23 protein-coding genes are annotated in these 24,593 nt (G+C 69.1%); 6 read left to right on the forward strand and 17 right to left on the reverse strand.

Translation table 11 applies throughout. The annotated features are described in order from the left end of the window. Positions 1-219 precede the first annotated feature (219 nt). On the reverse strand, positions 220-879 hold the full coding sequence (locus SNAS_RS26015) for a response regulator (protein WP_013020467.1): 660 nt from the start codon (positions 877-879) through the stop codon (positions 220-222). Beyond that, positions 869-2,533: a sensor histidine kinase gene (locus tag SNAS_RS26020; protein WP_144300640.1), complete on the reverse strand. Its 1,665-nt coding sequence runs from the start codon at positions 2,531-2,533 to the stop codon at positions 869-871. The genes SNAS_RS26015 and SNAS_RS26020 overlap by 11 nt, the downstream gene beginning before the upstream one ends. Positions 2,534-2,669: 136 nt before the next feature. Here SNAS_RS26020 and SNAS_RS33330 point away from each other — a divergent pair, with 136 nt between their 5' ends. The 3 genes from SNAS_RS33330 to SNAS_RS33335 all read left to right on the forward strand — a co-directional run bounded on the left by SNAS_RS33330 (position 2,670) and on the right by SNAS_RS33335 (position 5,689). Next, positions 2,670-3,800 (forward strand): sensor histidine kinase, encoded by a 1,131-nt coding sequence (locus tag SNAS_RS33330; protein WP_013020469.1) that lies wholly within the window; start codon positions 2,670-2,672, stop codon positions 3,798-3,800. Beyond that, positions 3,797-4,453: a response regulator gene (locus tag SNAS_RS26030; protein ID WP_013020470.1), complete on the forward strand. Its 657-nt coding sequence runs from the start codon at positions 3,797-3,799 to the stop codon at positions 4,451-4,453. Before SNAS_RS33330 ends, SNAS_RS26030 begins: the two co-directional genes overlap by 4 nt. A gap of 225 nt (positions 4,454-4,678) precedes the next feature. Then, entirely contained in the window at positions 4,679-5,689 is a 1,011-nt protein-coding gene (locus SNAS_RS33335; protein WP_013020471.1) for a hypothetical protein, read from the forward strand. Here the strand turns inward: SNAS_RS33335 and SNAS_RS26040 are convergent. The 6 genes from SNAS_RS26040 to SNAS_RS37275 form a co-directional block, all read right to left on the reverse strand. Beyond that, positions 5,643-6,689, reverse strand: a complete 1,047-nt coding sequence (locus SNAS_RS26040) for an exonuclease/endonuclease/phosphatase family protein (protein WP_013020472.1) — start codon at positions 6,687-6,689, stop codon at positions 5,643-5,645. The two genes, SNAS_RS33335 and SNAS_RS26040, sit on opposite strands and share 47 nt — an antisense overlap. A 100-nt stretch (positions 6,690-6,789) precedes the next feature. Further along, entirely contained in the window at positions 6,790-7,374 is a 585-nt protein-coding gene (locus SNAS_RS26045) for a dihydrofolate reductase family protein (protein ID WP_013020473.1), read from the reverse strand. Positions 7,375-7,537: 163 nt separating this feature from the next. After that, positions 7,538-8,131, reverse strand: coding sequence for a GTP-binding protein (locus SNAS_RS26050; RefSeq protein WP_013020474.1), 594 nt, complete (start codon positions 8,129-8,131; stop codon positions 7,538-7,540). A 2-nt stretch (positions 8,132-8,133) separates the two neighbouring features. Continuing rightward, entirely contained in the window at positions 8,134-8,514 is a 381-nt protein-coding gene (locus SNAS_RS26055) for a DUF742 domain-containing protein (RefSeq protein ID WP_013020475.1), read from the reverse strand. Positions 8,515-8,648: 134 nt separating this feature from the next. Then, a complete protein-coding gene (locus SNAS_RS26060) occupies positions 8,649-9,068 on the reverse strand; it encodes a roadblock/LC7 domain-containing protein (RefSeq protein WP_013020476.1) in 420 nt (139 codons plus the stop codon). A 70-nt stretch (positions 9,069-9,138) separates the two neighbouring features. Further along, entirely contained in the window at positions 9,139-12,282 is a 3,144-nt protein-coding gene (locus SNAS_RS37275; protein ID WP_013020477.1) for a sensor histidine kinase, read from the reverse strand. Positions 12,283-12,813: 531 nt separating this feature from the next. On the opposite strand from SNAS_RS37275, the gene SNAS_RS26070 reads away from it, so the two are divergent. Continuing rightward, positions 12,814-13,827: an MHYT domain-containing protein gene (locus SNAS_RS26070; protein ID WP_013020478.1), complete on the forward strand. Its 1,014-nt coding sequence runs from the start codon at positions 12,814-12,816 to the stop codon at positions 13,825-13,827. A 4-nt stretch (positions 13,828-13,831) separates the two neighbouring features. Here SNAS_RS26070 and SNAS_RS26075 read toward each other — a convergent pair whose 3' ends face one another. Next, entirely contained in the window at positions 13,832-14,506 is a 675-nt protein-coding gene (locus SNAS_RS26075; RefSeq protein WP_013020479.1) for a peptidoglycan recognition protein family protein, read from the reverse strand. Positions 14,507-14,653: 147 nt separating this feature from the next. Here SNAS_RS26075 and SNAS_RS26080 point away from each other — a divergent pair, with 147 nt between their 5' ends. Continuing rightward, the gene (locus SNAS_RS26080) at positions 14,654-15,520 is read left to right on the forward strand and encodes a class II glutamine amidotransferase (RefSeq protein ID WP_013020480.1); all 867 of its coding nucleotides are present in this window, start codon (positions 14,654-14,656) and stop codon (positions 15,518-15,520) included. Between the two features lie 23 nt (positions 15,521-15,543). Beyond that, positions 15,544-16,404 carry an MBL fold metallo-hydrolase gene (locus SNAS_RS26085; protein ID WP_013020481.1) on the forward strand — a complete coding sequence of 287 codons (861 nt, stop codon included), beginning with the start codon at positions 15,544-15,546 and terminating at the stop codon, positions 16,402-16,404. On the opposite strand, the gene SNAS_RS26090 is transcribed toward SNAS_RS26085, so the two are convergent. The 8 genes from SNAS_RS26090 to SNAS_RS26125 are packed head-to-tail and all read right to left on the reverse strand — an operon-like array spanning position 16,358 to position 24,554. Next, positions 16,358-17,023, reverse strand: coding sequence for a DUF2238 domain-containing protein (locus SNAS_RS26090; RefSeq protein ID WP_013020482.1), 666 nt, complete (start codon positions 17,021-17,023; stop codon positions 16,358-16,360). The two genes, SNAS_RS26085 and SNAS_RS26090, sit on opposite strands and share 47 nt — an antisense overlap. Before the next feature lie 17 nt (positions 17,024-17,040). Beyond that, positions 17,041-17,688 (reverse strand): GNAT family N-acetyltransferase, encoded by a 648-nt coding sequence (locus SNAS_RS26095; protein ID WP_013020483.1) that lies wholly within the window; start codon positions 17,686-17,688, stop codon positions 17,041-17,043. Positions 17,689-17,738: 50 nt separating this feature from the next. Further along, positions 17,739-18,149 carry a DUF1257 domain-containing protein gene (locus SNAS_RS26100; protein WP_013020484.1) on the reverse strand — a complete coding sequence of 137 codons (411 nt, stop codon included), beginning with the start codon at positions 18,147-18,149 and terminating at the stop codon, positions 17,739-17,741. A gap of 10 nt (positions 18,150-18,159) precedes the next feature. Continuing rightward, positions 18,160-19,857, reverse strand: coding sequence for an Hsp70 family protein (locus SNAS_RS26105; protein WP_013020485.1), 1,698 nt, complete (start codon positions 19,855-19,857; stop codon positions 18,160-18,162). Then, entirely contained in the window at positions 19,854-22,271 is a 2,418-nt protein-coding gene (locus SNAS_RS26110) for a hypothetical protein (RefSeq protein WP_013020486.1), read from the reverse strand. The genes SNAS_RS26105 and SNAS_RS26110 overlap by 4 nt, the downstream gene beginning before the upstream one ends. Next, positions 22,268-23,806 (reverse strand): AAA family ATPase, encoded by a 1,539-nt coding sequence (locus tag SNAS_RS26115; RefSeq protein ID WP_013020487.1) that lies wholly within the window; start codon positions 23,804-23,806, stop codon positions 22,268-22,270. Before SNAS_RS26115 ends, SNAS_RS26110 begins: the two co-directional genes overlap by 4 nt. After that, the gene (locus SNAS_RS26120; RefSeq protein WP_013020488.1) at positions 23,803-24,357 is read right to left on the reverse strand and encodes a 4Fe-4S single cluster domain-containing protein; all 555 of its coding nucleotides are present in this window, start codon (positions 24,355-24,357) and stop codon (positions 23,803-23,805) included. Before SNAS_RS26120 ends, SNAS_RS26115 begins: the two co-directional genes overlap by 4 nt. Next, positions 24,354-24,554, reverse strand: a complete 201-nt coding sequence (locus SNAS_RS26125; RefSeq protein ID WP_013020489.1) for a DUF2997 domain-containing protein — start codon at positions 24,552-24,554, stop codon at positions 24,354-24,356. The genes SNAS_RS26120 and SNAS_RS26125 overlap by 4 nt, the downstream gene beginning before the upstream one ends. Between the last annotated feature and the right edge of the window lie 39 nt (positions 24,555-24,593).

Here is a 24,593-nt window from a genome sequence, read left to right on the forward strand (position 1 = left end):
GAACGGGTGGTGCGAATCGGGCTCGGGGCGGACGCGGCTTGCGTCTTTGGTCTTAGGACCTGTCCTGTGGATCTCTGTGCGGCGAGAAGGGTCCAGACCAAGCATGGCAAGGCGGAGGTGCGCCTGCATCCCGGTGTTGGATGCGGGCGTGCCGACAACGCCGCCAGGCGAAGTGTCTGGGCGCTTCGCAGCCTGCCAGACGATTCGCAGGACAGGTCCTTAGGACTCGTCGTCGGTGACCAGGCCCGCCTCGTAGGCGATGATCGCCGCTTGCACTCGGTTGCGGACCTCCAGGCGGGTCAGGATGGCGCTGACGTAGGCCTTGACGGTGCCCTCGACGACGTGCAGCCGTTTGGCGATCTCGGCGTTGGAGCAGCCCGCGCCGACCAGGGCCAGCACCTCGCGCTCCCGGTCGGTGAGCTTGTCGATCTTGGTGCGGGCGGTGGCGGCGCGGCTGAGTTTGCCGCCGCCGGAGCCGCGGGCCAGTTCGGCGATCACCCGCTGCGCCACCTGCGGCGACAGGAAGGCCGCCCCGGCCGCGACGGCGTGGATGCCCGCGATGAGTTCGCGCGGGTCGCCGGACTTCAGCAGGAAACCGCTGGCGCCGTCGCCCAGCGCGCGGGCGATGTACTCGTCCTCGCCGAAGGTGGTCAGGATGATGACGCCGACCTCGGGGGCGATGCGGCGGATCTCGGCCGCCGCCGACAGACCGTCCATCTTGGGCATACGGATGTCGAGCAGCGCCATGTCGGGCCGGTGTTTGCGGACCGCCTCGACGGCCTCGCGACCGTCGGCGGCCTCGGCGACCACCTCGATGTCGGGGTCGGAGGCGAGGATCGCGCGCACTCCGGCCCGGATCATCGCCTCGTCATCCGCCATAACTATTCTCACGCTGATACCTTCGCTTCTCTGCCGTGATCACGTACTTGCTGATGAGGACGTCGTCGCGGAAGCACACCTCGTACACGTCGACGAAGTCGATGGAGTCCCTGGACGGATAGTATTCGCACTCGGTGCCCTCGGGGAGATCGGTGAGCCCCAGTTCGGTGGGCGGGTCGAACATCTGGAACGCCGGCAGGATCTCGGCGGCCTCGGCGGTCGTCTGTCCCTTCTCGAGTTTGTCGAACTGTTTCGCGGTCAGGATCGAGTTCCCCTCCACGATCAGGTAGATCGCCACGGAGGACACGCCCAGCACCGCCAGCATGACGGCGGGCAGCGCGAACGCGGCCAGCAGCCGACGGCGGGCCTGGATACGCACCTGGACGTGCTGGCGCACCGACTCGGTGTCGGGCTCGGGTTCGACGGCCACGGCCTCGGACTCGTCGTAGGGCAGCCGGGCCACCACCTCGTAGCGTCCCGCCCTCGGTCCCGAGTGGAGCTTCCCGCCCGCCAGCCGCACCCGTTCGGCCAGTCCCACCAGGCCCCGGCCGCCGCCGATGCCGCGCGGCTGCCGCGCGTCGGGCAGGTCGTTGGTGATCGTGACGGTGCAGAAGTCCGCGTCGGAGGCCACGACGATCGTCACCGCCCGGCCTGGCGCGTGCTTGGCGGCGTTGGTGAGCGATTCCTGCACCACCCGGTGCGCGGCCCGGTCGGCCATGTGCGGCAGCGGCGGCGCCTCCGCGTCGGTGGTGTAGGCGACGTCCATTCCGGATGATCGGGCGCGGTCGACCAGGTCGCCGATGCTCTCGTCCACCGGGGTGACGCTGACGGCCTCGGACTCGTCGCGCAACAGCCCGATGATCTCGCGCAGCCGCTCGGTGGCGGTCGCGGCCGAACGCCGCAGCTGCCCGGCCGCCTCCTGGTGCCGCTGCGGCAGTTCCCGGTCCACCTCCAGGGCGGCGGCCCGCAGCGCGATCAGGCTCAGCTCGTGGCCCAGCGAGTCGTGCATGTCCTCGGCGATGCGGGTGCGTTCGCGCAGCCGGGCCTGGTCGGCGACCGCCCGCTGCTCGCGTTCCAGCTGTTCGGCGCGCTGCCAGCCGGAGCGGGTCAGCTCGGCGTTCTGGTACCGGTAGCGGCCGATCAGCCACGGGAACAGGATCACGAAGACCATGAAGATCGTCAGCGCCACCGCGTCGGTCAGCGCGATGTCCAGGATCGGCGACATGACCAGGACGATGCCGATGCTGGCCGCGACCTGGAGCAGCATCGGTTGCTGCCCGGCGTCCAGCCGCCCCACCAGGTACGACAGCACGAAGATGCTGCACAACAGCGCGGGTGGCCACGCCGCGGACGGGTTGCCACCCGCGGTCTCCACGACCGTCCAGGCGCCCAGCGCGACGACGGTAAGCAGCGCGGCGATGGGCACGGTGCGCCGCAGCCGCAACGCCACCCCGACCCCCAGCGCGGCGGCGATGGGCGGCCACGGACCGATCTCGCCGTAACCGCCGAGACCCCCCAGCAGCATCGGCGGCAGCACGAAGAACATGCACAGGCCCCACCAGGCGGCGTCGTAGAGCAGGGCCTGTCGCGGTGTCGGCGCCGCGGCCGGAACCCGCGGTGACCACACCGCCCGAATCCAGCCCGGTATTCTCACGGCTTCGACGGTACCGGCCGCAGGTCAGCGCCGGTATGGACGAAAGTAAATCCGCGGCTGCTCCCTGGGGATGAAGTCGGTTCGCAGGCCAAGGGTGGTGTGACATCGTCACTCGTCAACGTGCTTTAGTCAACGGGTGGGGAGCCTCCAGTCCAGAATCGATCGCGTAGCCGATTTCGTCACCCGACCGTCCAATTTCGGCACCGCCGTCGACGCGTTCATCGCCGTGGTGCTGCTGGGGTTGAACCTGGCCTCGGTGGGCGAGGGCCCGGGCCGGGCCGTGGACTGGGCGATCATGCCGCTGATCGCAGTGGTGTGTCTCGTGGTGCCGGTGCGGCGCTGGTTCCCGGTGATCGCGGTCTTCGTCGCCTGCACCGGTTTCGGAACGCTGCTGGCACTGGGTTACCTGCCCAGCTGGGCCAGCGTTCCGGTGCTGATGACGCTGTACTCGGCCACCACGATGGGGGAACGCTGGCTGGCGGGCACCGCGCTGTTGGCGGTGCTGGCGGGGGCGGCGGCCTGGGTGCCCACCGACGACCGGCTGGTGGTGCGTTCGATCTTCGTGGCCACCTGGGCGGCGCTGGGCATCGGCGCGATCCTGATCGGCGAGGTGGTGCGGGCCCGGGGGCGGGTGGTCGCCGAACACGCCGAACGCGTCGCCAACGCGCAGCTGGCGGCGGAACGGCTGCGCATCGCCCGGGAGCTGCACGACGTGCTGGGGCACAGCATGACCGCGATCGCGGTCCAGTCGGCCGCCGCGCTGCACCTGCTGGGCGACGCCAAACCCGAGGTGTGGCAGACGGTCGGGGCGATCCGCGACACCAGCGTCTCGGCGATGAGCCTCGTGAAGTCCACCATCGACACCTTGCAGGCGCCGGTGGGACACGAGACCGGCGAATCATTGTCCACATTGCCGCAGCTACTGGAGGCGGTGCGGCAGACCGGTTTGCCGGTCAAGGCCACCGGCTCGGCCGGTGAGCTGCCCCCCGAGGTCGACCACGCCGGGTACCGCATCGTCCAGGAATCGCTGACCAACGTGCTGCGCCACGCCGGACCCGACGTGACGGTATCGTTGCGGCTCGTACGTGACGAATCCGGACTGGACATCGAAGTGATAGACGACGGCGAGGGCGGCGAGGCCGCCGAGGGACGGGGGCTGCGCGGCATGCGCGCCCGCGCCGAAGCCCTGGGCGGCAGCCTGACCACCGGCCCCGGCGACAACGGCGGCTTCAAGGTCACGGCGCACCTGCCGGTGGTCCAGCCGTGATCCGGGTGGCGCTGGCCGAGGACCAGGAACTGGTGCGCACCGGCTTCAAGCTGCTGCTGGACTCCGAGGACGACATCGTCGTCGTGGGCGAGGCGGCCAACGGCGGCGCGGCGGTCGCGCTGGCCCGCGAGGAGAAACCCGACGTCCTGCTGATGGACATCCAGATGCCATTGGTCGACGGCCTCACCGCGACGAAACTCATCGTCGGGGACCCGGACCTCGACGGGGTGCGGGTCGTCATGCTGACCACGTTCGCGGCCGACGCGAAACTGTTCGCCGCCCTGCGCGCGGGGGCGAGCGGGTACCTCGTCAAGGACGCGGAACCGCACGAACTGCTGCACGGCGTCCGCGTGGTGGCGCGGGGCGACGGGCTGCTGTCGGCGTCGGTGACCAGGCGGGTGATCGAGTCGTTCGCCGACACCACGGCCACCGACGCCCCCGACATCGACGGCCTCACCGACCGCGAGACCGAGGTTCTGGGGCTGGTGGCGCGCGGCCTGTCGAACGCCGAGATTGCGGGACGGCTGAGCATGTCCCCGGCGACGGCGAAGACGCACGTCAACCGCACGATGACGAAGCTCGGGGCCCGGGACCGGGCGCAGCTGGTGATCTTCGCGTACGAGACCGGCCTGGTGGTGCCGACCCCGCGCTGAGCTGATGGTCGTACCGCGCGCTGAGCCGAGGCCGAGGCGCGCGATGGCGCGCCGAGCGGGGGCGGCGCCGCTGAGCTGAGGGCTCGGCGGGCGCCGGATGGCCTGGCGCCGCGACAATCCGACGGCCGTACCACGATCGTGGTACCCGGCTTCGGCGATCGTGGTAGCCGCGATTTCGTTCTGCGGCACGACGGTCCGCGAGCTGGAGCGGCCGACGATTGGCTCATGATCGAGTTGTGGCGGCGCTGGCCGCACTGGACACCAGCAGCGGCACTTGCCGGTTCGGTACTCACGACGCTGACCGGCGTCTACTGGGGACTGGGCGGTGAGCTGGGGATACCGTTCAGCGACTGCGTTGTCGGCTGGCTCATCGTCGGCGTGGGAGCGTTTGGTGTCGTCGCCGTGGTCAGCCGAAACGCGTGGCTGTGCTGGCTGGCCGTCGTTTTGTTGCTGGCCAGCGTCTTCGGGCTGGTCATGGACCTGGTGATGCTGCTCGGCGTCGGACAAGTCGACGACTCGTGGGGCTTCGCCGCCAAACTGATCCGCGCCACGACACTGATCCTGCTGACCGGCGCGGCACTGTCGTTTCACCACGCGGCCAAGGGCGTCTGCCGTCGCTGCGGCTTCGACCACGCCGATCGCACGCCCCGCGCCCTACGCTTCCCCGAACCCAGCCAAGCCCCGACCGGAGTTCGCTGGACGGCCTACGCCGGAGCAGCCGCGTTCCTGCCCTACATCGGCTGCAAAGCCGCGTGGGCCCTCGGCATCAAGCTCGGCGGCTGGGAAGGCCCCGATCTGGTTGGGGTGGGCGGATTCCAGGGGCTGCTGGCCCGCATCGGCCTGGATCTCACTGCCGTCCTCGGCGCACTCGCGGTTTTCCTGGTCATCGCGCTGACCCGCCCGTGGAGCCAACGCTGGCCCCGCTGGACCCTCGCGCTGGCCGGACGGCGAGTGCCGCGCTGGCTACCGCTGACCCCCGCGTTCCTGGGCGCGAGCACCCTAGCTCCGTACGGGCTGATCGGCGCAGTAGCTCTGTTTTTCGCTCCGTCAGCCAGCGACGGTTCGCCCGGCTGGTTCGCCTTCGTCGGCATGCTCGCCTTCGGCGTGCCCGGCATCGCCATGGCCGTCACCGGCTGGTCCTACCTGCGCCGCACCCGACCACGCTGCGAGCCGACCGATGCCGCCCACGTCAGTAGTGAACCCGCGCCTGCACAGCCCGATGGTCCGAGTAGTTGAGCTTCCCGTCGTCCTTGCCCTCGAACTTCAGCGCGGCGGCGTCGCCCTCATCGAAAGTCGGCGAGCGAACCCCGTCGATGACCGGCATCTTGCCCGCACCCGTCTTGGCCATCAGGAAGTCGATCCGGCTCTTACCCCCGACGGTCCAGTTGCTGGCCCGGCACTTGTTCGGGTCACTGGCCGCCGCACAGGCCGCGTAAACCGCGTCGCGGAAACCGTACCCGCCCTTGAGATCGCCGTTCATCGCCTTGTACCAGGAGCGGAAGTCCGTGCCGCCGTTGCTACCGGCGTCGGTGTAGTTCATGTCGCCGCCGAGGATCAGCTGGTCGGCACCGTACCCGTCCTCGGTCATCTCCTTCGCGGTCTCCTTGGCGTTGACGTCGGCGCACGGCGGTCCGTCGCTGGCCGCTGTGGGCCAGTGGACCGAAGCGGCCGTGACGGTCTTGTTCGCCAGCTTGTCGCGCAGCTTGATCTTGACGCCCCGGGTGCGGTCCTGGTCGCTGTTGCGGCACGAGCCGCTGGACTTCGACTGCGCCAGCCAGGTGTTGTTGTCGGTCTTGACCTTCTCGAACCGGTCGACCCGGAAAATGATCCCGTTGGTCTGGTAACCCTTCTGCGGGGCGCATTTCTGCGGTCCCTTGCCCGGGTTGTTCTGGGCCAGGATGCCGTCGTAGTTCTGCCCGAACTCCTTCTCCATCCGGGCGATCAGGTACTGAAGATCGCCGCGCTGGTCACCGGAGCCGCTGAGCTGCTGGATCAGGTACAGGTCGGGGGCCGCGTCCTGCGTCTTCATGTAGTAGACAAGGTCCTGCCAGTCGCCGGGACAGGTGTCGCCCGCCTCGGGCAGGTTCTCGACGTTGGCGTCGTACACCTGCAGGAACGACGGATCGTCGTTGGCGGACGCGACACCGTCGTCGGCGAAGGCCAGCGGCGTGAACGCCAGACCGGTCGCCAGCGCCACCGCGCCGAGCGCGATCCGCCAGCCGAGCTTCCTGCTCATCGAGATCCTCGTGGTGTGAAGGGACGATCACCACCGAGGATGCCCAAGTGATCAACAAAACCTCCACAGCCGCAGGTCGGCGGCTGTGGAGGAATGCGGTTCAACGGCGGACGACGTACTTCAGGTGGGTCGCGCGCTTTCCCTGCACCACAACGGGGTCGTCGAAACGGTGCGGGGCGTTCTTCAGGTTCGCGAAGTACGGGATGCCCTCACCCAGCAGCACCGGGACCTGGCTGACGTGCACCTCGTCCACGAGTCCAAGGTCGAGGGCCTGGGCGGAGATGCTGGCGCTCGCGATGACGACATCCTCGTCACCGGCGATCCGTTTGGCCGCAGCGATCGCCGCTTCCACGCCGTCGGTGAACGTCGTGTTGGGCCACTTGCCGGTGTCGGCGGGCGGCTGGTGGGTCACGACCACGACCGGGGCACCGACGGGGTGGCTGTCGCCCCAGCCGTCGGTCAGGTCGAAGAGGCGGCGTCCGGTGACCAGTGCGCCGGTGCTTCCCGTGAACTCGCGCAGCAGCTCGGCGCTGTTGGAGTCCACGGCGAACTCGACGTCCTCGTTGGCGCTGTCAACCGACTCCTCACCCGCGCCGTACCACTCGAAAAGCTCGTCGATGCCGTCGTTCGGGTCGGCGATGTATCCATCCAGCGACATGGTCATGTGCGTGTAAACCTTGGCCATTGCCATCTCCTCAGTGAAATCTGTTGTCACCAATAGAGACGGGGCCCGGCGGCGAAACTCATCGCCGCGCGAGGGGTCTGTTTTCAGCGGGACGATTCCGGCTTGGGCGCAGCAGGACGACCCCGGCGTCCTCGGGTGAGGAGACCGGGGTTCGTCCGACGGTCTACTGCGCCGCTGCTCCGGCGGTACGGGAGCGGTGCATGGACAGCACGTACTCGACCAGGTTGATCAGCACGCTCTTGGTCGACTCGCGCTGCCTGGCGTCACACGGCACGATCGGCGTCTGCGGGGCGACTGCCAGTGCCTCGCGGACGTCCTCGATGTCGTGGAAGAGCTTGCCGTCGAACTGGTTGACGGCGATCAGGTACGGAAGCCGCCGGTGTTCGAAGAAGTCGATGGCGGCGAAGCTGTCGGCCAGCCGCCGGGTGTCGACCAGGACGATGGCGCCGATGGCACCGCGCACCAGTTCGTCCCACATGAACCAGAACCGGGTCTGGCCGGGGGTACCGAACAGATACAGGATCAGGTCGTTGTCGATCGTGATACGGCCGAAGTCCATCGCGACAGTGGTGGTGTTCTTGTCGGACACCAGCTGGTTGTCGTCCACCTTTTCCGCGGCCGAGGTCATGATGGCCTCGGTCGTCAGCGGGGTGATCTCGGAGACCGATCCCACCAGGGTGGTCTTGCCGACGCCGAAGCCCCCGGCAATGACGATCTTCGCCGAGGTAACCCGTCCGTTCGTAGGGCGGTCAGCCACGTTCACAGCCTCCGAAGTCCACTAAGTACGCGTTCGAGCAGTTCGGTGCCCACGGCATCCTCACCGCTTTCCGAAATTCCGGCCGGTTCGTGTACCGCCAGCAGTCCGTCGGCGGCCATGTCGGCCACCAGGACTCTAGCGACGCCGAGAGGCATCTGCATCCGGGCGGCTATCTCCGCCATCGACTGCAGCCCGACTCCACACAAACCGGCGATTGTCTGTTGCTCTTGACCCGCGAGGAAACCGCCGGAGCGGCCCCGAGCGGTGGTTTCGACAAGGGCTTCCATTGCGATGTCCAGCCGGGGCCGGGTTCGACCACGGGTCACCGCGTATGGGCGCACCAGTGCGCCCGTACCGACCGAGTCGTCACGATCGAGAACCATCGTTACTCCCTACACTGGCGTCCACAAGGAACTACCAGTACTCCGGCATCAACAGCCACATGCCTTCTTACATTCCTATATGTACTTTGTTGTGTCATGGTGGCGCCAACCACAAGGACTCTACCGTGCCGCGATTACTTGCGCACTCCCTCATTCGTCCCACCACGCTTCTCCGGGGTCAACGCCTGGCCGACGCGGTCGACCAACAGCGCCATCTCGTACCCGACCTGCCCGACGTCGCAGGTCCGCGACGCGAGGACGGCGAACGATGACCCGTCACTAATGGACATCAGGAAGAGGAATCCGTTGTCCATCTCGACGACTGTCTGCAGCACCGCGCCACCCTCGAAGCATCGCGAGGCGCCCTGCGCCAAGCTGACCATGCCGGAGGCGACGGCGGCGAGCTGATCGGCGCGGTCCCGGGGCAGGTTGCGGGAGGCCGCCATCAGGAGCCCGTCGGCGGACACAGCGACGGCGTGGGCCACGCCGGGCACCCGCTCGGCGAATCCGGCCAGCAACCAGCCGAGATCCTGAACGCCGGTCTGAGTTGTCATCAAGACTCCTTACCTGCCATCGGTCGTCGGGCCTTCCCAAAAACATCAGGTACGTAAATATTCCCGTACATCATCGCGCATCGCCTCCGCGGCCGCGTTGGACGCCTCGGTGGTACGCCGAAAGGAGGCCGCGGACGCCCTCGGGGTCGCGTCTCGGGCGCGGGACCTCGGGTTCGGCCTCGGGACTTTCCACCGAACCGGGGACCAGTCGTTCCATGGGGCGGCGCTTGGGCAGCCCGGCGTTGGTGGACTCCTGAGCGGGCTTGGCGCTCACCTCGGCCGCCGTCTGCCAACCGGAGTCGGCCGCTGTGTGCCACAGGGCGTTCTCGGCGGGCGGCTCGGTGGCGGGGGTGCCGCGCTGGGGCAGACCGCTGGTGGCGGCCGGTTCCGGGGCCGGGGTGGGCTCGGGAGCGGGGGCTGGCTTGGCCTTGGGGGCGGGCTTGGCCTTGGGGGTGTCCGACGGCCGCTGCCGCTTGGGCATCCCGCCGTCGCCCGCGTTCTTGGCCTTGGGCGAGGGCGAGGGCGAGGGCTTCTTCGGGAACTGCGGCGGCGGCGGTGGATCCTCGTGCGCCGGTCGCGGTGCGGGGGTACTCGACTTGAACCACGCCGACTCGACCTCGCGGAAGATCGGCAGTTCCATCGTCTCGTCGATCTCGGGGGTCCGGTCGGAGGCCGCGACGGGTTCGGTGGTCGGGGTGCCACCGGCCGCTGGCCACGCGGGGGGTGCCTGGCCGTCGTCGGTGGGCACCTCGCCCAGCGGCGCCGCGTCCAGCCGGATCGTCGGCAGCGCCACCGACATCGGGTCGTCGGGGACCTCGGCGACGATCTCGCCGGTGACCTCCATGAGCTTGCGCCGGGGCAGGTTGTCGGTGTCGGAGTCGCCGGGGTGGAAGGCGACACCGGCGGGGCTGGAGCCGTTGCTGCCGTTGCCGTCGAAGGCCGCCGGATCGAATTCCTTGTGCCCGTTGCTGCCGGGCGAGAACGGCTCGACCTGCTCGGGTTCGGGCAGGTTGAGCGGCTCGAACAGGCCACGCGGGGCGTCGGTCCCGGCGCTGGCGGGCGGCTCGGTGGTCGCCGACGGGGCGGGCGAACCGTTGGAGCGCGGCGTCGGCGACGGCGGCAGCGAGGAACGGCTGCCACCCCGGCGGGCGGAGTCGGTCAACAGCTCCGGCGGCAGGGTCACCTCGGCGACGGTGCCGCGGCCCTGCTCGCCCGACAGGGTCACCTTGATGTTGTGGCGCTGCGCCAAGCGCGCGACCACGACCAGGCCCATCAGGCGCGACGCCGAGATGTCCACCTCGGCGCGCTCGGCCAGCTGCCGGTTGAGCTCGTCCATCTGCTTCTGGGACATGCCGATGCCGCGGTCGATGATGCGCACCACGATCTCGTCGCGGACCTGCCGCGCCTCGGCGACGACGGCGGAGTCGGGCGGCGAGTAGCCGGTGGCGTTGTCCAGCAGCTCGGCGATCAGGTGGACGATGTCGTTGATGGCCCCGGCCTGGACCTCGCGGTCGGCCAGGATGGTGCCGAACTCGATGCGGGTGTAGCTGAGCACCTCGGACTGGGCGGCGCGCAGCACGTCGCCGATCTGGGCCGGGTCGCGCTCGACGCGGGTGGAGTCGGCACCGGCGAGCACCAGCAGGTTCTCGTCGTTGCGGCGCATCCGGGTGGCCAGGTGGTCCAGCTGGAACAGCTCGCCCAGCCGGTCGGGGTCCTGCTCACCGCGCTCCAGCCGGTCCAGGTGACCGATCAGCTGGTCGACCAGGCCCTGGCTTCGGCGGGCCAGGTTGACGAACATCGTCGACACCGAGGACCGCAGCGCGGCCTGCTCGGCGGCGATGCGCACGGCCTCGCGGTGGACGGTGTTGAAGGCACCGGCCACGGTGCCGACCTCGTCGCGGTTGTCCATGCGCAGCGGGTCGCCGAGCTCGGCCACCACCTGCGCGGGGGTGCGCTGGTTGGCCGCGTCGGTCTCACGCATCGCGGCCACCGCCCGGGGAAGGTCCACGTGGGCCACTTCCAAGGCGCCCTCGCGCAGTCGCCGCAGGCTGTGCACCAGGGTGCGGGCGATCGCCAGCGCCAGCAGCACGGCGACGACGAGGGTGATCAGCACGGCGGTGATCTCGACGAGCACCTGGGTGACGACCGAACTGTTGTAGGCGTTGGCGTCGGTGAGGGACTTCTCCTGCACCGCCTCGATGAACTGCTGGCTGGCGTCGTGCCGGTGGTCGTAGGCCGCCTGGGTCTTGGTGTGGTCGACGTTGATGGTCTCGTCGGAGCTCTTGCCGATGACCTCGTCCTCGAAGTTCCCGGCCAGGTCGGCGTCGCCCTCGGTCAGGTCACTGGCCTTCTTGTAGGCGTCGTTCTCGTCGACAGTGGACATCACTCGGCCGAAGTCGAGCAGCGCCGTGGTACGGGCGGCGACCAGCTGGTTGAACTGCCGCAGCTTCTCCGAGGACAGCTTTCCGCTGGGCTCCATGTTGAGCATGAGCAGCCGCAGCTGTTCGGAGTTCTCGTCGGCGGCGGCCGACAGCTGGGTGGCGCGCAGGTCGCGCGACAGTCCCGGCTCGGTGGTGCCGTCGAGGGCGTACTCGTAGACCGTCTGCAGGAACGAGATCGCGGCGCTGTAGCCGCTCAGGTCACCGGCACCGCCGGCGCCGTTGGAGATGCGGCCGCGGGCCCCGTCGGGCTTGTCGGGGTTGACCGGCTTGTCGAGGAAGTCCCAGGGGTCGGTGTTGGCGCTGGAGCGGTATCCGTTGAGGTCGTAGACGATCGTGTTGTCGATGTCCTCAAGGGTCTGCAGCAGTACGTCGGAGTTGTCGGCGAGGCTCTTGCGCTCGGCGCGGAACTCCCGGATCGCTTTGTTGGTCTTCTCGCGCGCCTTGGTGTAGTTCTCGACCGACTCGACGTCCTTACCGAGGGCGATGTCGTCCTTGTACAGCTGGACGGCGGCCTTGGAACGCTCGGCCTGCAACGCGTTGAGCAGCGCGGACGAGGACTGGGTGAACTGGGCCAGCGAGGCGGAGTCGCCCGCCCGGAACGCCTCGTTGCTGGAGTCGACGAGTCGGATGGTGGCCACCGCGAGCAGGGCGAGAACGGGGACGATGAGGATCAGCCCCAGCTTGGAGCGGATCCGCATGTCGGCCAGCCGTGGCAGGCCGAAACGGCGCCGCGCCGGGGCGACACCCGCCTCCGTAGTGCTGCGCTTGCTCAACGTCGTGGACCCTCCTGAGCTTCAGACCTGCCACCGGGCTACCGGCACCATGAATACCTTGGTCTGCCGGTTCTCGCAATAACCCCCGCGATTCCACCATGCGTGAACGGAAAAGGGAAGGGCAGGGCGCCGTGACAAACCTTCCTTTCGGTGCAACGCAGACATTATGCGACGCCGATAATCGGACATAAGCCGCAGGACGGACATTTCGCCGTCTTTCCTAACCGGACGGCCGACATCCTCCAGCCCTTCGGCGACGGCGACACTACAAAAGCGCTGGGTGACGGTATTCATGTCCACTGTGCTTGTCGCGAGAACGTGACGATTACACCTTTACGGGATTTTTCGCCAGATTTAAGATTCATAAAATCTATATAACCGGCATTCCGGGTAAATTGCCAACGACATCAGCGCACTCGTTGTGCGACACTCTCCCGGCCCATCCGGGCACCCTTGCACTTGCAGACCAAGCACATTCGTCGCTCCGGCACCGCGACGGTCCACACTCACGAGTTCCCTGGGAGCCAAGACGTGACACACGATCACTTCGCGTACGGCCCAATAAACCCGATCATGGGGTTCGGATTCGCGCTGGCCGGTGCGTTCCTCGGCCTCACCTGCATGCTCCACGCCCGTCGACTGCCCAGCGGCCGGGGACGGATCAAGTGGCTGGCCTTCGCGTCGCTCGCCATCGGCGGCACCGGCATCTGGATGATGCACTTCATCGCCATGATCGGCTTCAGCGTCCCCGACGGTGAAGTCCGCTACGACATCCCCATCACCGCCGCCAGCCTGGTCATCTCGATCGTGTCGGTGGCGTTCGGCATCTTCACCGTCGGTCTCGGTAAGTCCTCGATCACCAAGATCCTCATCGGCGGTCCCCTCACCGGCATGGGCGTTGTGGCCATGCACTACACCGGCATGGCAGCGGTGAACCTCCCCGGCACCATCCACTATGACCCCATGTGGGTGGCAGGTTCCATCGCCATCGCCGTCGTCGCGGCAACCGTCGCGCTGTTCTTCACCACCTGGGTTTCCGGGAAGGGCTCACTGATCGGCGCGTCCATCATCATGGGCATCGCCGTGACCGGCATGCACTACACCGGCATGCGGTCGATCTCGGTGGCCATCGACGACGACATCCTCGAGGTGCCCGGCGTCGACCCACTGGTGCTGCTCATACCGATCCTCATCCTGGCCACGATCGTGCTCATCGGGCTGATCGTCGGGGTGCTCGGTGAGCGCGACGACATGGACGAACTGCCCGAACGCATCGTCGAGGCCATCGAACGCCGTCGCGAACTGACCGAGGAGACCGAGGCGGCCCAGGCGGCCGACGCGGCGACCCCCTCGTTCTGGGACCCCGAACCGCAACCGGCGGCGGCCGAACCCGCGGCCGTCGGCCAGGGCCGTGGCGGTCCCACCCGCTTCGACGCCCAGGCCTTCGGCAACCGGCGCCTGCCGCAGCCGCGCAGCAACGAAACGGCGGCGCCCCTGTGGGACACCGCCGAGATCGAGGCCGGTGACCCGGCCCCGCGCCGATAACGCCTTACTTCGCCGAGCCGTCCAGGACTCCCTGGACGGCTTCGCGCAGTTCCGGCAGCCGTTCGTGGATGCCGCCCGGGCACAGGGTCGAGTTGAAGTCCTTGTGCCCGTAGATCTCCGTCGCCGGGATCCTGTACTTGAAGCAGATGAACGCGCAGAAGTCGATCAGGCTGGCCCATTGCGGCTCGGTCGGCTGCTCACCGGTGTGGTAGCTGCCGTCGTTCTCGATGCCGATGGCCTGCGAGTTCTGGCCGACGCAGTGCGCGCCCTGGATCATGTAGGTCCCGTCGAGCAGCGCGTCGAGACTGCCGTGGCGGCCCTCGGTGAGGAAACCGCCGCGACTGTTGGTGAAGTGCTGACCCGAGTCGATCCAGCCGTTGTTGTCCATGTGCAGGTCCTGGATGTCGCGCGAGTTGGCGAACGCGTACTCCAGCGACAGGTCCTCGGTGTTGGGGTAGGCGGTGTGGTGGCAGATGATCTTGTTCGGCCGCTTGCTGACGACGGTGGGCGTGCCGTTGGGCGGGCGGGCTCCCCAGTCGGCGCAGCTGTAGATGTCGGGCTGTGGCACGTCGCGTTTGGCGGCGAAGGCGGTACCGGCGACCAGCGGGACGCTGGAGACGGCCGCCAGCCCGGCGAGTCCGCCGAGCACGCCGCGACGCGACAGTTTGAATTCGGGCATGTCGTTCACTCCGGGGCTAGGGGATTCTCAGATTCGCACATATCTATATAGAGTGCACTTCTCCTATGGACGGCCTATGGGAACGCCCAGGCGGGCTGATTCCCGTTTCCGGTTGCGGGAGTGACGGTGTTGCGGCATCGTGTACGCATGTGCCGACTGTTCGGACTGACCACGGGTGGCCCTCGCGTCGAGACCGCGTTCTGGCTGCTCGACGCGCCCGACAGTCTGCGGGCCCAGAGCCTGCGGATGCCCGACGGCGCCGGGATCGGCTGGTTCTCGCTGGGTGACGAGCCGGTGCGGGACCGCGCCCCGCTGGCGGCGCACACCAGCAGCGACTTCGACCTGCTGGCCCGCAACATCGTGTCGCACACGTTCGTGGCCCACGTGCGGTACTCCTCGGGCACAGCGCTGGACGTCCACAACACCCACCCGTTCGACATGAACGACCGGCTGTTTGCCCACAACGGCGTGGTGCGGGACATGGACGTCCTGTCCACCTGGCTGTCCGATGTCGACAAGGCCCTCATCGAGGGGCACACCGACTCCGAGCTCGTATTCGCCTACATCACCGCCGAGATCCGCCGCCTGGGCGACACCACCGAGGGCCTCATCTCGGCGGTGCGCCGCATCGGCGCGGAGCTGCCGATCTACTCGCTCAACATCCTGCTGGCGGAGGCCAATCGCCTGTGGGCGTTGCGCTACCCCGAAACCCACGAGCTGTGGGTGCTGCGCCCGGAACTGGGCGGCTTCGCGGGAACCCGGGCATTGGCGCCGGTCGCCGAGCCCGGCCGGATGGAGATCTCGGGCACCGACGGCGCCGTGCCCGCCTTCGTCCTGGCCAGCGAACGCATGGACGCCGACCCGGACTGGCGGCTGATGGAACCCGGCGAGCTGCTGGTGATCGACGGCCTCGACGCCACCTCGCTGTTCCCGTTCGACAAGCCCACCACGGTCCTCACCCGCGCCGACCTGTCCGGCAACGAACTCCGCTCCCAGGAACCCGCGACGGTCTGAGGGCGCCGGTTACCGTTGCGGCCATGCCCATCAGCCGCCGCCTCGGCCACCTCACCGTCACGGCCCTGGAGGACGGCGCCGGGCCGTTCTTCACGCCCCGCCGCGAAGCGTTCCCCACCGCCACCGACGCGCACTGGACGGCGGTCGACGGTTTCGACCCCGGCTCGGTGACCGCTAGCGGCCAGTGGTGGCTGCGGTTCCGTGCCTTCGCGATCACCGAGGAGTCCGGCCGCACCACGCTCGTGGACGCCGGAATCGGCCCGGTCGACCCGGACGTCGACGCCTGGACGCCGGTCCCGGGACGGCTACCCCGCGAGCTGGCCGAAGCCGGAATCGACCCGGCGGCGGTCGACGCGGTGGTGCTGACCCACCTGCACACCGACCACACCGGCTGGGCGGTGACCGTTCAGCAGCAGCGAGACGGCTTGGCGGGAAAGCCGCAGCCCGCCGGGAGCGTGCGTCGTGCGTACTTTCCCAACGCTCGTTATCTGGTGCAGCGGGCTGATGCCCTGGCTCTGGTTCCCGAGCGGGAGGTGAGCCTTTTGGGGCCGTTGCGGGAATCCGGGCAGCTGCACATCGTGGACGGGGATCACCGGCTCAGCCGGGAGGTCGCGACCGTCCACACTCCTGGCCATACCCCGGGCCATCAGAGTGTGGCACTGGAGTCGGGGGGCGAGTCACTGCTGTTGACCGGCGATGTGCTCGTCCACGCCATTCAGCTGCTGTACCCCGAGCTGCCCTACGCCCACGAGGAGGATCCCGGGTTGGCTCGCACGACCCGGGAGCGGGTGCTGGATCGGTTGCGCGACAACGGCGGCACCCTGGGCACCTCGCACCTCAGCGAGCCGTTCCTGCCGGTACCGCCGTCGGGATCCGGCCGCTGAGGCCCAGTTGCCGGTCGTGCCAGCGGCTGAGCAACAGTTGCGACAGGGCCGCTCCGCACAGCGCCAGGAACATGTCCCACTGGGTGTCCCAGACATCGCCCTGGGTGGCCAGGTAGGCCTCCGCGTCGGCGCCCAGGATCAGCGCCGCCCACCACTCGATCATCTCGAAGAACGCGCTGAACGCCAGCCCGCACGCGGTGACCAGGACGAACAGCAGCTTGCCGGGCCGCAGCGGGCCCTTGCGCAGCAGCAGTTCCCGGAACAGGATCGCCGGGATGAACCCCTGGACGAAGTGGCCGAGCCGGTCGTAGTTGTTGCGCCGCAGGTCAAGCAGGTCCCGCACCCAGTCCCCCAACGGGGTTTCGGCATAGGTGTAGTGGCCGCCGTAGATGAGGATGACGGCGTGGATCGCCAGCAGCCAGCACAACAGCCGCGACAGCGGGAACCGGCGCCAGCACAACGGAATGATCACCAATCCCGCCACGACCCAGGCGATCTCCAACGCCCAGGTGCCCAGACTGTTGGGGCCGATTCCGGACCAGACCAGGACGGCCAGGACGATGCCCACCAGCACCCACCCCTCGGCCCGTCCCGGGGTGCGGATCTCCGGGGTGGTCACGGGGGTGTCTCCTGTCGTCAGTCGCCGGTCAGTCCGAACAACTCCCGGCAGGGGTCCAAGCCGCTGATGATAACCGGTTCAGGGTTTCCCGTCTCCCAGTCCTGCCGGGACAGTCGCAATCGGCGCGACACCATGACCTCGCCGTGCAGCGCGTCGCGCGTGATGCCGTCCGGCCGGTAACCGAACTTGCGGGACACACCCAACGGGGCGTGGTTGTCCTCAAACGACATCGACATCGCGAACTCGCTGCCGAGCCCCGCGAAGGCCAACGCCAACACGGCTCCGCGCATCCTGGTGCCGATGCCCCGGCCGTGGTGTTCGATACCCAGCCAGGATCCGGTGGTAACTTCGCGCACCGTCGCGAAGTCGGAGGCCCACATCCCCTGGCAGCCGACGGGGCGTCCCTCGTGGAACACCGCCAGCTCCAACTCCCAGCGTTGCGGTGTCCACGCCGCCCGGTGGCCCCAGTGTGCCTGGACGAACCGCCGCGCGACCTCGGCCGGGGTGCCGTCGGTCCAGCCGTTGAGGAACGGCCGGTCGCCGGGCGCGTGCACGCCTCGCTCGGCGACGTCGGCGAGCTGGGCGAGTTCTTCGTCGTCGGGCAGTCGCAACTCGACGTCCCCGATAGTCAGCCGCAGCCCCATCAGGGGCCAATGATCGATCATCACACCGGTAGTCTGCGGCCTCGACCTGCGATTCGCCAGCGATTTGAGGCTCACACGACGGTGCGGCGCAGGGTCAGCCGCCGGGTGCCCTCGGTCTCGACCTCGTCGGTGGCGATCGCGAAACCGTGCTGTTCGGCGAAGGCGACGGCGGTGAGGTACCCGTAGGTGCTCAGCAGCTTCTTCATCCACGCCTCGCCGTATTTGCGGCGGTCGAACTCGCTGACGATCGCCTCGTAGCTGCCGTCCTCTCGCCGGGCGAAACCCAGGTCGTTGCTGGCGATGCCGAGGTGTTGGCGGCGCACGATGACCTCGGCGGTCTCGGGCCGGACGTCGCCGCGGTGGCCGTGCAGCGCTTGCGCGGTGTCATGGACCTCGACCTCGGCGAAGCCGAGTTCGCGCAGCGCGGCGGCGAGGGTGGCGGTGTCGGTGAGGGTGGTGCGGACCCGGGTGAAGTGCGACATCGTTGTCCTTTCAGGCCAGGCCCACGACGGGCTGGCGGTCGAGTACCCAGATCCGGCGTTCCAGATCGAAGGCGGAGACGGTGAGACGTTTCTGGGCGTCGACGTGGAATTCCAACCGGAACCGGTCGATCCCGGCGCGGGCGGGCGGTTCGGCTTTCAGGAACGTCAACTGTTCCTCGTTGAGCCACACCTGGGACAGTTCGGTGCGGCGCTGCGGGCTGACGGCGACGGTGCGGGCGCCGCCGGAGGTGTCGAACATGATCTCCAGTCCGGCGGCGGTGTCGCGGGTGCTGGCGTGGGCGGTCTCGTAGATGGCCAGCCCCAGCCGGGTCTGTCCCTCGTGGACGCCCTTGATGGTCAGGGACGCGACGGGTTCGGTGCTGGGGTAGTCGGTTCCGGCTGGCACCACGGGTTCGAACTCGTAGCCGCCGGTGGTCTGCGAGACGTGCCGGATCGCGTAGTCGTGCTGGACGAAGTCGACCGGGTCGTGGCCGGAGGCGATCGCGGCGGCCCCGGCGGCGACGGCCTCCAGCGGCCGGTCGAGCCGCAGCAGTCCCGGGTCGATCTGGAACGACAGCAGTTCGCGGACCGGGGGCAGCAGGCTGCTGCCGCCGACGAGGAACAGGTGGCGCAGGCTGTCGGCAGGGTGGCCCTTGGCCGCGGCGGCGTCGAGGGTCTTGCGGAAGGCGCGGCCGATCCGGCCGAGGATGTCGTTGTCGCGCAACAGCGATGTGAACCGGTCGCGGCTGACGTCGGCGCGCCACTCGCGGCCGGTGAGCGGGTCGACGGCGGCCACGACGGCGGACTCGGCCGTGGTCAGCGCGACCTTCGCGGCCTCGGCGGCGGTCAGCAGTTCCGCGAACACTCGATTGTGGACGGACGCGTCGGCCTCGGCGAGTCCGGTCAGCCGCGCGACCTCGTCGGCCAGCAGCGCGTCGATGTGGTCGCCGCCCAGGTCGATGCCGACCTTGCTGATGACGCGCACGCCGCAGCCCGACAGCCGGGTCGGTTGTCGGCGGCCGTCGGCGGGCCCGGCCGCGAGCGGCGGACCGCCGCCCGCCGAGCCGCGATCAGCCCCGGGCCGCGCGTCGGGGCTCGGCGGTGGCCCGTCGGGGTCGACGACACTGACCACCGAGATGTCGAGGGTTCCGGCGCCGAAGTCGAAGACACCGAACACATCCCCGGGTTTGAGCTTCGCGCCGTACCCGGCCGCGGCGGCCGTCGCCTCGTCCACGATCCGCAGCCGATCCAGATCCGCCCCGACCTCCCGCACCAGCCAGTCCCGGTACGGGTCGAACGACTCCACCGGGGCGGTGAGCACGAGCTCGGCCTCGGTGCCGGTCTCCAACCGCGCCAGAGTCATGACGTCGCCGAGGAAGTCAGCGGCCGCGCGGGCGGCGGTGATACGGCGCTGTCCCACCTGACGGGGCAGGTCGACGACGCGTCCGGCCACCGATGTCTTGGTGGAACGGAACACCCGCACCCCGTCCGAGGCGCGCAGCGCGGGCGTGACCTGCGCTCCCACCCAACGCCGCTCGTCCACAGCGGAGTACGCGATCAGCGACGGCACCACCCGTTGCAGGTTCCCGACGTCGCGCACGACCTCCACACCGGACAGCGGTATCGCCTCGCCGGTTCCGGTGGCGTCGTTCCACCGCGCGACAACGGTGTTGGCGGTGCCGAAGTCGATGCCCAGCCGATCGGTCACGTCGTCTCCCCCAGGTGGATGTCGTACTCGGTGACGTTGCGGGCCTTGGCGTCGCCGAGCGCGATGTCCCCGCGGAACCGGTGGTACAGGCACTGCATCAGCAGTTCCGTCAGCGGCGCCTCGTCCTCCGGGCACCGCGCCAGCTGCCACTCCACCGTCCGCAGATCGGTCGGCGACAGTTCGCCCATCGGAGTGTCCACGATGGTCACCAGCGGGTGCTGGGCCAGGGACCGCAGGCTCAGCTTCAGGCCGTCGTCGGAGTCGACCATGCCGACGAAGGCGCGAGTGTCGGGGGACGCGGCCAACACCCGCCAGTCGAACTGCGGCGGCGTGTGCACTCGCCCCAGTGTGGACATGTCGATGGTGAACATGACGTCGTTCCCGGGTGACCTGGCGGTTCCGGTGCTCGCGACGATCAGCATCCGGGAACCGTAGGCGATGCGGTGCAGACGGGCCCGGCCGCCGAAAGCACCCAGGCCCGGACCGTTGTCGTGCTCCGCGCTGGCGGCTTTGGTGATCGACGACGTACCCACCTGCCAACGGGTGACGGCGAACCGTTGGCCCGGCAGGTCCCTGACGGTCGCGATCGTCTTGGCGTCGAGGAACAGCACCGCGTCGTCGTCGACGAGCTGGTCGTCGACCAGCAGGGTCTGGAGGGTTATCCGGTCGTGGACGCGCAGGCGCCGGTCCGCGAGGACGGCGATCCGGCCCAGCGACGGGTCGGCCGAAAGCTCCTTGAACCGGCCGCCCAGCATTCCCGCGACGTTCGAGGCACCGGCGGTGGGCCGGGGACCCGGGATGTCGTGCACGCCGAATCTGGTCGAGGGCACGAACTCCGCGTTCTCGTCGTAGGCGGCGACCTCCAGGCCTTCGCGGCGGACGAAGCCCCGCAACCGTCGCCACAGCCGCGGCGTCGCCACGCCGTCGAAGTCCGACTCGTCGATCACGCGAGTCCGGCCGTCCTCGGTGAGGGTCAGACCGACCTTGCGCAGGTTCCCCGCGTGCGGACGGTTCAAGGCGGCGAACCCGGAACCCGTGTGCACCAACGAGACCACGGTCCCGCCCGGATACGCGGCCGCCTCGCCGACCACCTCGCCACCGCCGACGGCGTACTCGCGAAACCGCCAGCCCTTGTTGCGCACCCGCACCGCCACCGCGAGTCGGTTGCCGTCCGGAGAAAACGACGCCGGACCGATGCGGTCGGTCCCGCGCGGCAGCTCGAAACCCCGCTGCCGGGCGACGGTGACGCGTTCGCGGGTCTCGCGCAGCATGTCGATGTTGGCGCGCCGCAACAGGTTCAGCAGCGCGGCGTCCTGACTGTCCTCGGGCTGCCAGCCGTCGAGGCGGCCCGCGAGCTCGACGGCCTCCAGCAGCGGCGCGGCCAGGCAGGCGCGAAACCGCCGCTGCGGGGAGTCGTCGCCGGGCCGGGAACGCCCGCCCGCCACGTCCCGCAACTGCCGCACCAGGTCCAGCTCCCCGAGGTCACTGAGGGCGGAACGAATCCGGGTGCGGCGCTCGGCGTCCATGCCCGCGTAGGCCATCGTCAACAGCGAGCCGTCGGGGTCGATGTCGCGATACAGGTCCATCGAACCGGCCAGCACGAAGAACGGCGCCGCCTCCATCGGATCCTCGGGAAGGTTCCACTCCGTCTTGAGGTGTTCGGCGGCCTTGGCGCGGGCCCGGCGCGGCACCACCGGGTCGACGGCGCTGTCGAGCAGTTCCGCCAACGGCAACCGGCCCAACGCGACCTTGCCGATGGTGCGCAACGGTTCCTCGTCCGCGGCCTCGTTGTGCTGACGCAGCCGTTGCCACAGCTGCTCGTCGCCGTAGACCAGCCACAGCCGCCACGCCAGCGTCAGGTTCCCGGCCTGGTGGAAGTGGCCCGTACGCATGCTGAGCATGCGGGCCAGGTCGGCGGCGGTCTCGGCGGGCAGTTCCTCGCCCAGTTTCAGGGTGTCACCGGTGATCCCGGCGGTGCTGAAACTGTCGGCCAGCCGGGCGCGGACCCGCAGGTTGGGGTCGAAGAACAGCCCCGACAGCTGTTCCACCGGAATCCCGTAGTACCAGGCCGATCGGCGGCCGCGCGGGTGATAGTGGAGCGCGGCGAACCGGGCCAACGGGGTGGCCCTGGTGCCGTGGCACCGCCACCGGTGCCACGGCCAGGCCGCCAGGTAGTGCAGCGTGACGCGGATCTTGGCCAGCCGGGGGATCTCGGAGCGGATCCGCTGGTTCCACGGCAGCAGATAGGTCTTCCACCAGATGAGCAGACCGACGAGCACGAACCCCGACGGGAACACCACGAAGAACCAGGCGTCGGGCAGGTACAGCACCGCGCCCCAGGTCGCCCAGCCCGCCATCAGCGCCAGGAAACCCCAGAACACGACGCCGTCGAAGCTGAACCGCTTGTCGCTCACGACAACTCCAGCCGCACCTGCCCCGGCTCCCCGGCCGGTCCCTCCGGCGCCGAGGCCGGTTGCGCCCGGCCGTCGCGCAACCAGGACCGCAACTGCTCGATGACCTCGCGCTGCGAATGACTCAACGGGACGGTGCGCTGGATCGCGCCGACCAGGTCGGCGGTGGTGATGTCGACGTCGCTGGCGAAGGCCCCGTACATCGCGTCCACGATGGCCTGTTCGAGTTCGGCGCCGGTGTAGCCGTCCGACATCCGCGCCAGCTGCGCGACGTTGAACTCCCGGGGGTCGCGTTTGCGTTTGCGCAGGTGCACGGTGATGATGTCGCGCCGTTCGGCCTCGGTGGGCAGGTCGAGGAAGAAGATCTCGTCGAACCGGCCCCGCCGCAGGGTTTCGGGCGGCAGTGTCGCGACCGCGTTGGCGGTGGCGACCACGAACACCGGCTCGGTCTTCTCCTGCATCCAGGTCAGGATGGTGCCGAAGACCCGCTGCGAGGTGCCGCCGTCGACGTCGCCTGAGGACAGTGCCTTCTCGATCTCGTCGATCCACAACACACACGGTGCGACGGTCTCGGCCAACCGCAGCGCCCGCCGCACCCGCTCCTCCGACTCCCCCACCAGCGAACCGAACAGCGCCCCGACGTCCAGGCGCAGCAGCGGCAGCTGCCACAGGCCGCCGATCATCTTGGCGGTCAGGCTCTTGCCGGTGCCCGGGATCCCGATGAGCGCCAAGCCCTTCGGGGCGGGCAGCCCGTATTCGGCGGCTTCGGGGGCGAAGGCCCGTTCCCGCAGGCTCAGCCAGTTCTTCAACGCGTCCAGGCCACCCAGGTCGTCGGGCCCCTCGGCGGGAGTGAAGAACTCCAGCGCCTGGCTCTCCCGGATCGCGGCCTTCTTCTCCGCGATCACGATCTCGATGTCACGGTCGTCGAGCACCGAGTCGCGCACGATCGCCTTGGCGAAGGCCCGTTTCGCCTGCGCCACCGTCAATCCCAGCGCGGCCTGCGCGAGTTTCGCGCGACCGTGCCCGGTCAGCTCGCAGACCAGCCCGGCGGTGCCGTCGATGAGCGCGTCCAGTTCGGCGCGCAGCGTCTCCTCGTCGGGCAGGTCGAGTTCGATGACCACCAGATCGTCGGCGAGCTCACGCGGCATGGTCTCGCGGGGCGTGGTGACGATGAGCGACGCTCCGGTGTAGACCAACAGCTGCGCCAGGTTGCGCAGCTTGCGCCGCACCATGGGGTCCTTGGACCAGAACTCGTGGAAGTCCTTCAGGACGTACAGGTCCCGACGGTCGGGGTTCTTCTGCACCAGCTCCCGGATCTTGTCCAGGGCCATCACCGGGGTCGCGGCGGCGGGCAGACCGTTGCCCGCCTTGGAGGCGAAGCCCTCGGCGACATCCCAGGTGACCAGGTCGGAGCCGGGGTCGCGTTCGAGACGGATCCGGTCCAGGATGGCGACGGCGCGCTGCTCCTCAATGGTCACCAACGCGATGAGCGCGGCCCGGGACCGCAGCGAGATGCGGATATCGTCCTCGACTGTCACGCAGCCTCCATTCCGGTGAAGATGAGGGTGCCGTCGGCACCGATGCGCACCTCGGCCTCGGGCACCGCCGCCAGGTCGGCCTCGCGATACCGGTCAGTCAGCCACCAATAGGTCTTGTTGGACGATCCCCGCAGCCCGGTGCCCAACCGCAGCCCGGCGTTGTAGCGGCCCGCGATCACCAGGTCGGCGTCGGCCACGGCGGCCAGCCGGGCGGGATCGGCCTCGATCTCGCCCCGGGTGTACCCGGTGAGAATAAGGACGCCGAGCCGGGACCCCTCCCGGATCCGGCGGCACAGTTCGGCCACGGCCTCGGGCTGTTGCAACGGTTCCCCGCCGGTCAGGGTGATGCCCTCCCACCGATCGGCCCGGGCCAGAACCCGTCCGGCCAGCTCGGCGACCGACAGCTCCTCGGCGTCCGGCCCGTGCGTTTCGGGGTTGAAGCAGCCCGGGCATGCCAGCGAACAGCCCTGGAACCACACCACGAACCGCTCCCCGGGCCCGTTGGCGCGACTGTCCGACAGCGTCGCGTGCACCCGCACCGTCGACGTCATGTGCCCGTGTGGTGTTGGCGGGTCTCCTCGACGTCTTGGTACGCCTCGGCGGTGAGCGTCTGCTCCTCCACCTGGCCGCCCAGCGACCGCAGCAGCGCCTCGGTCGCGGTCAGGCATTCCGTACCGGCGAAACCGGCGACCTTGACCTCGACCTTGCCGTCGGGGGTGATGACGACCTCGACCGTTTCTTCAGCCACTGTGCACGCTCCTGTTGTCCGCTCCCGAGTATGCGGGCC

Origin of the sequence: Stackebrandtia nassauensis DSM 44728 (assembly GCF_000024545.1) — a bacterium.
In the GTDB taxonomy this organism is placed as follows: Bacteria; Actinomycetota; Actinomycetes; order Mycobacteriales; family Micromonosporaceae; genus Stackebrandtia; species Stackebrandtia nassauensis.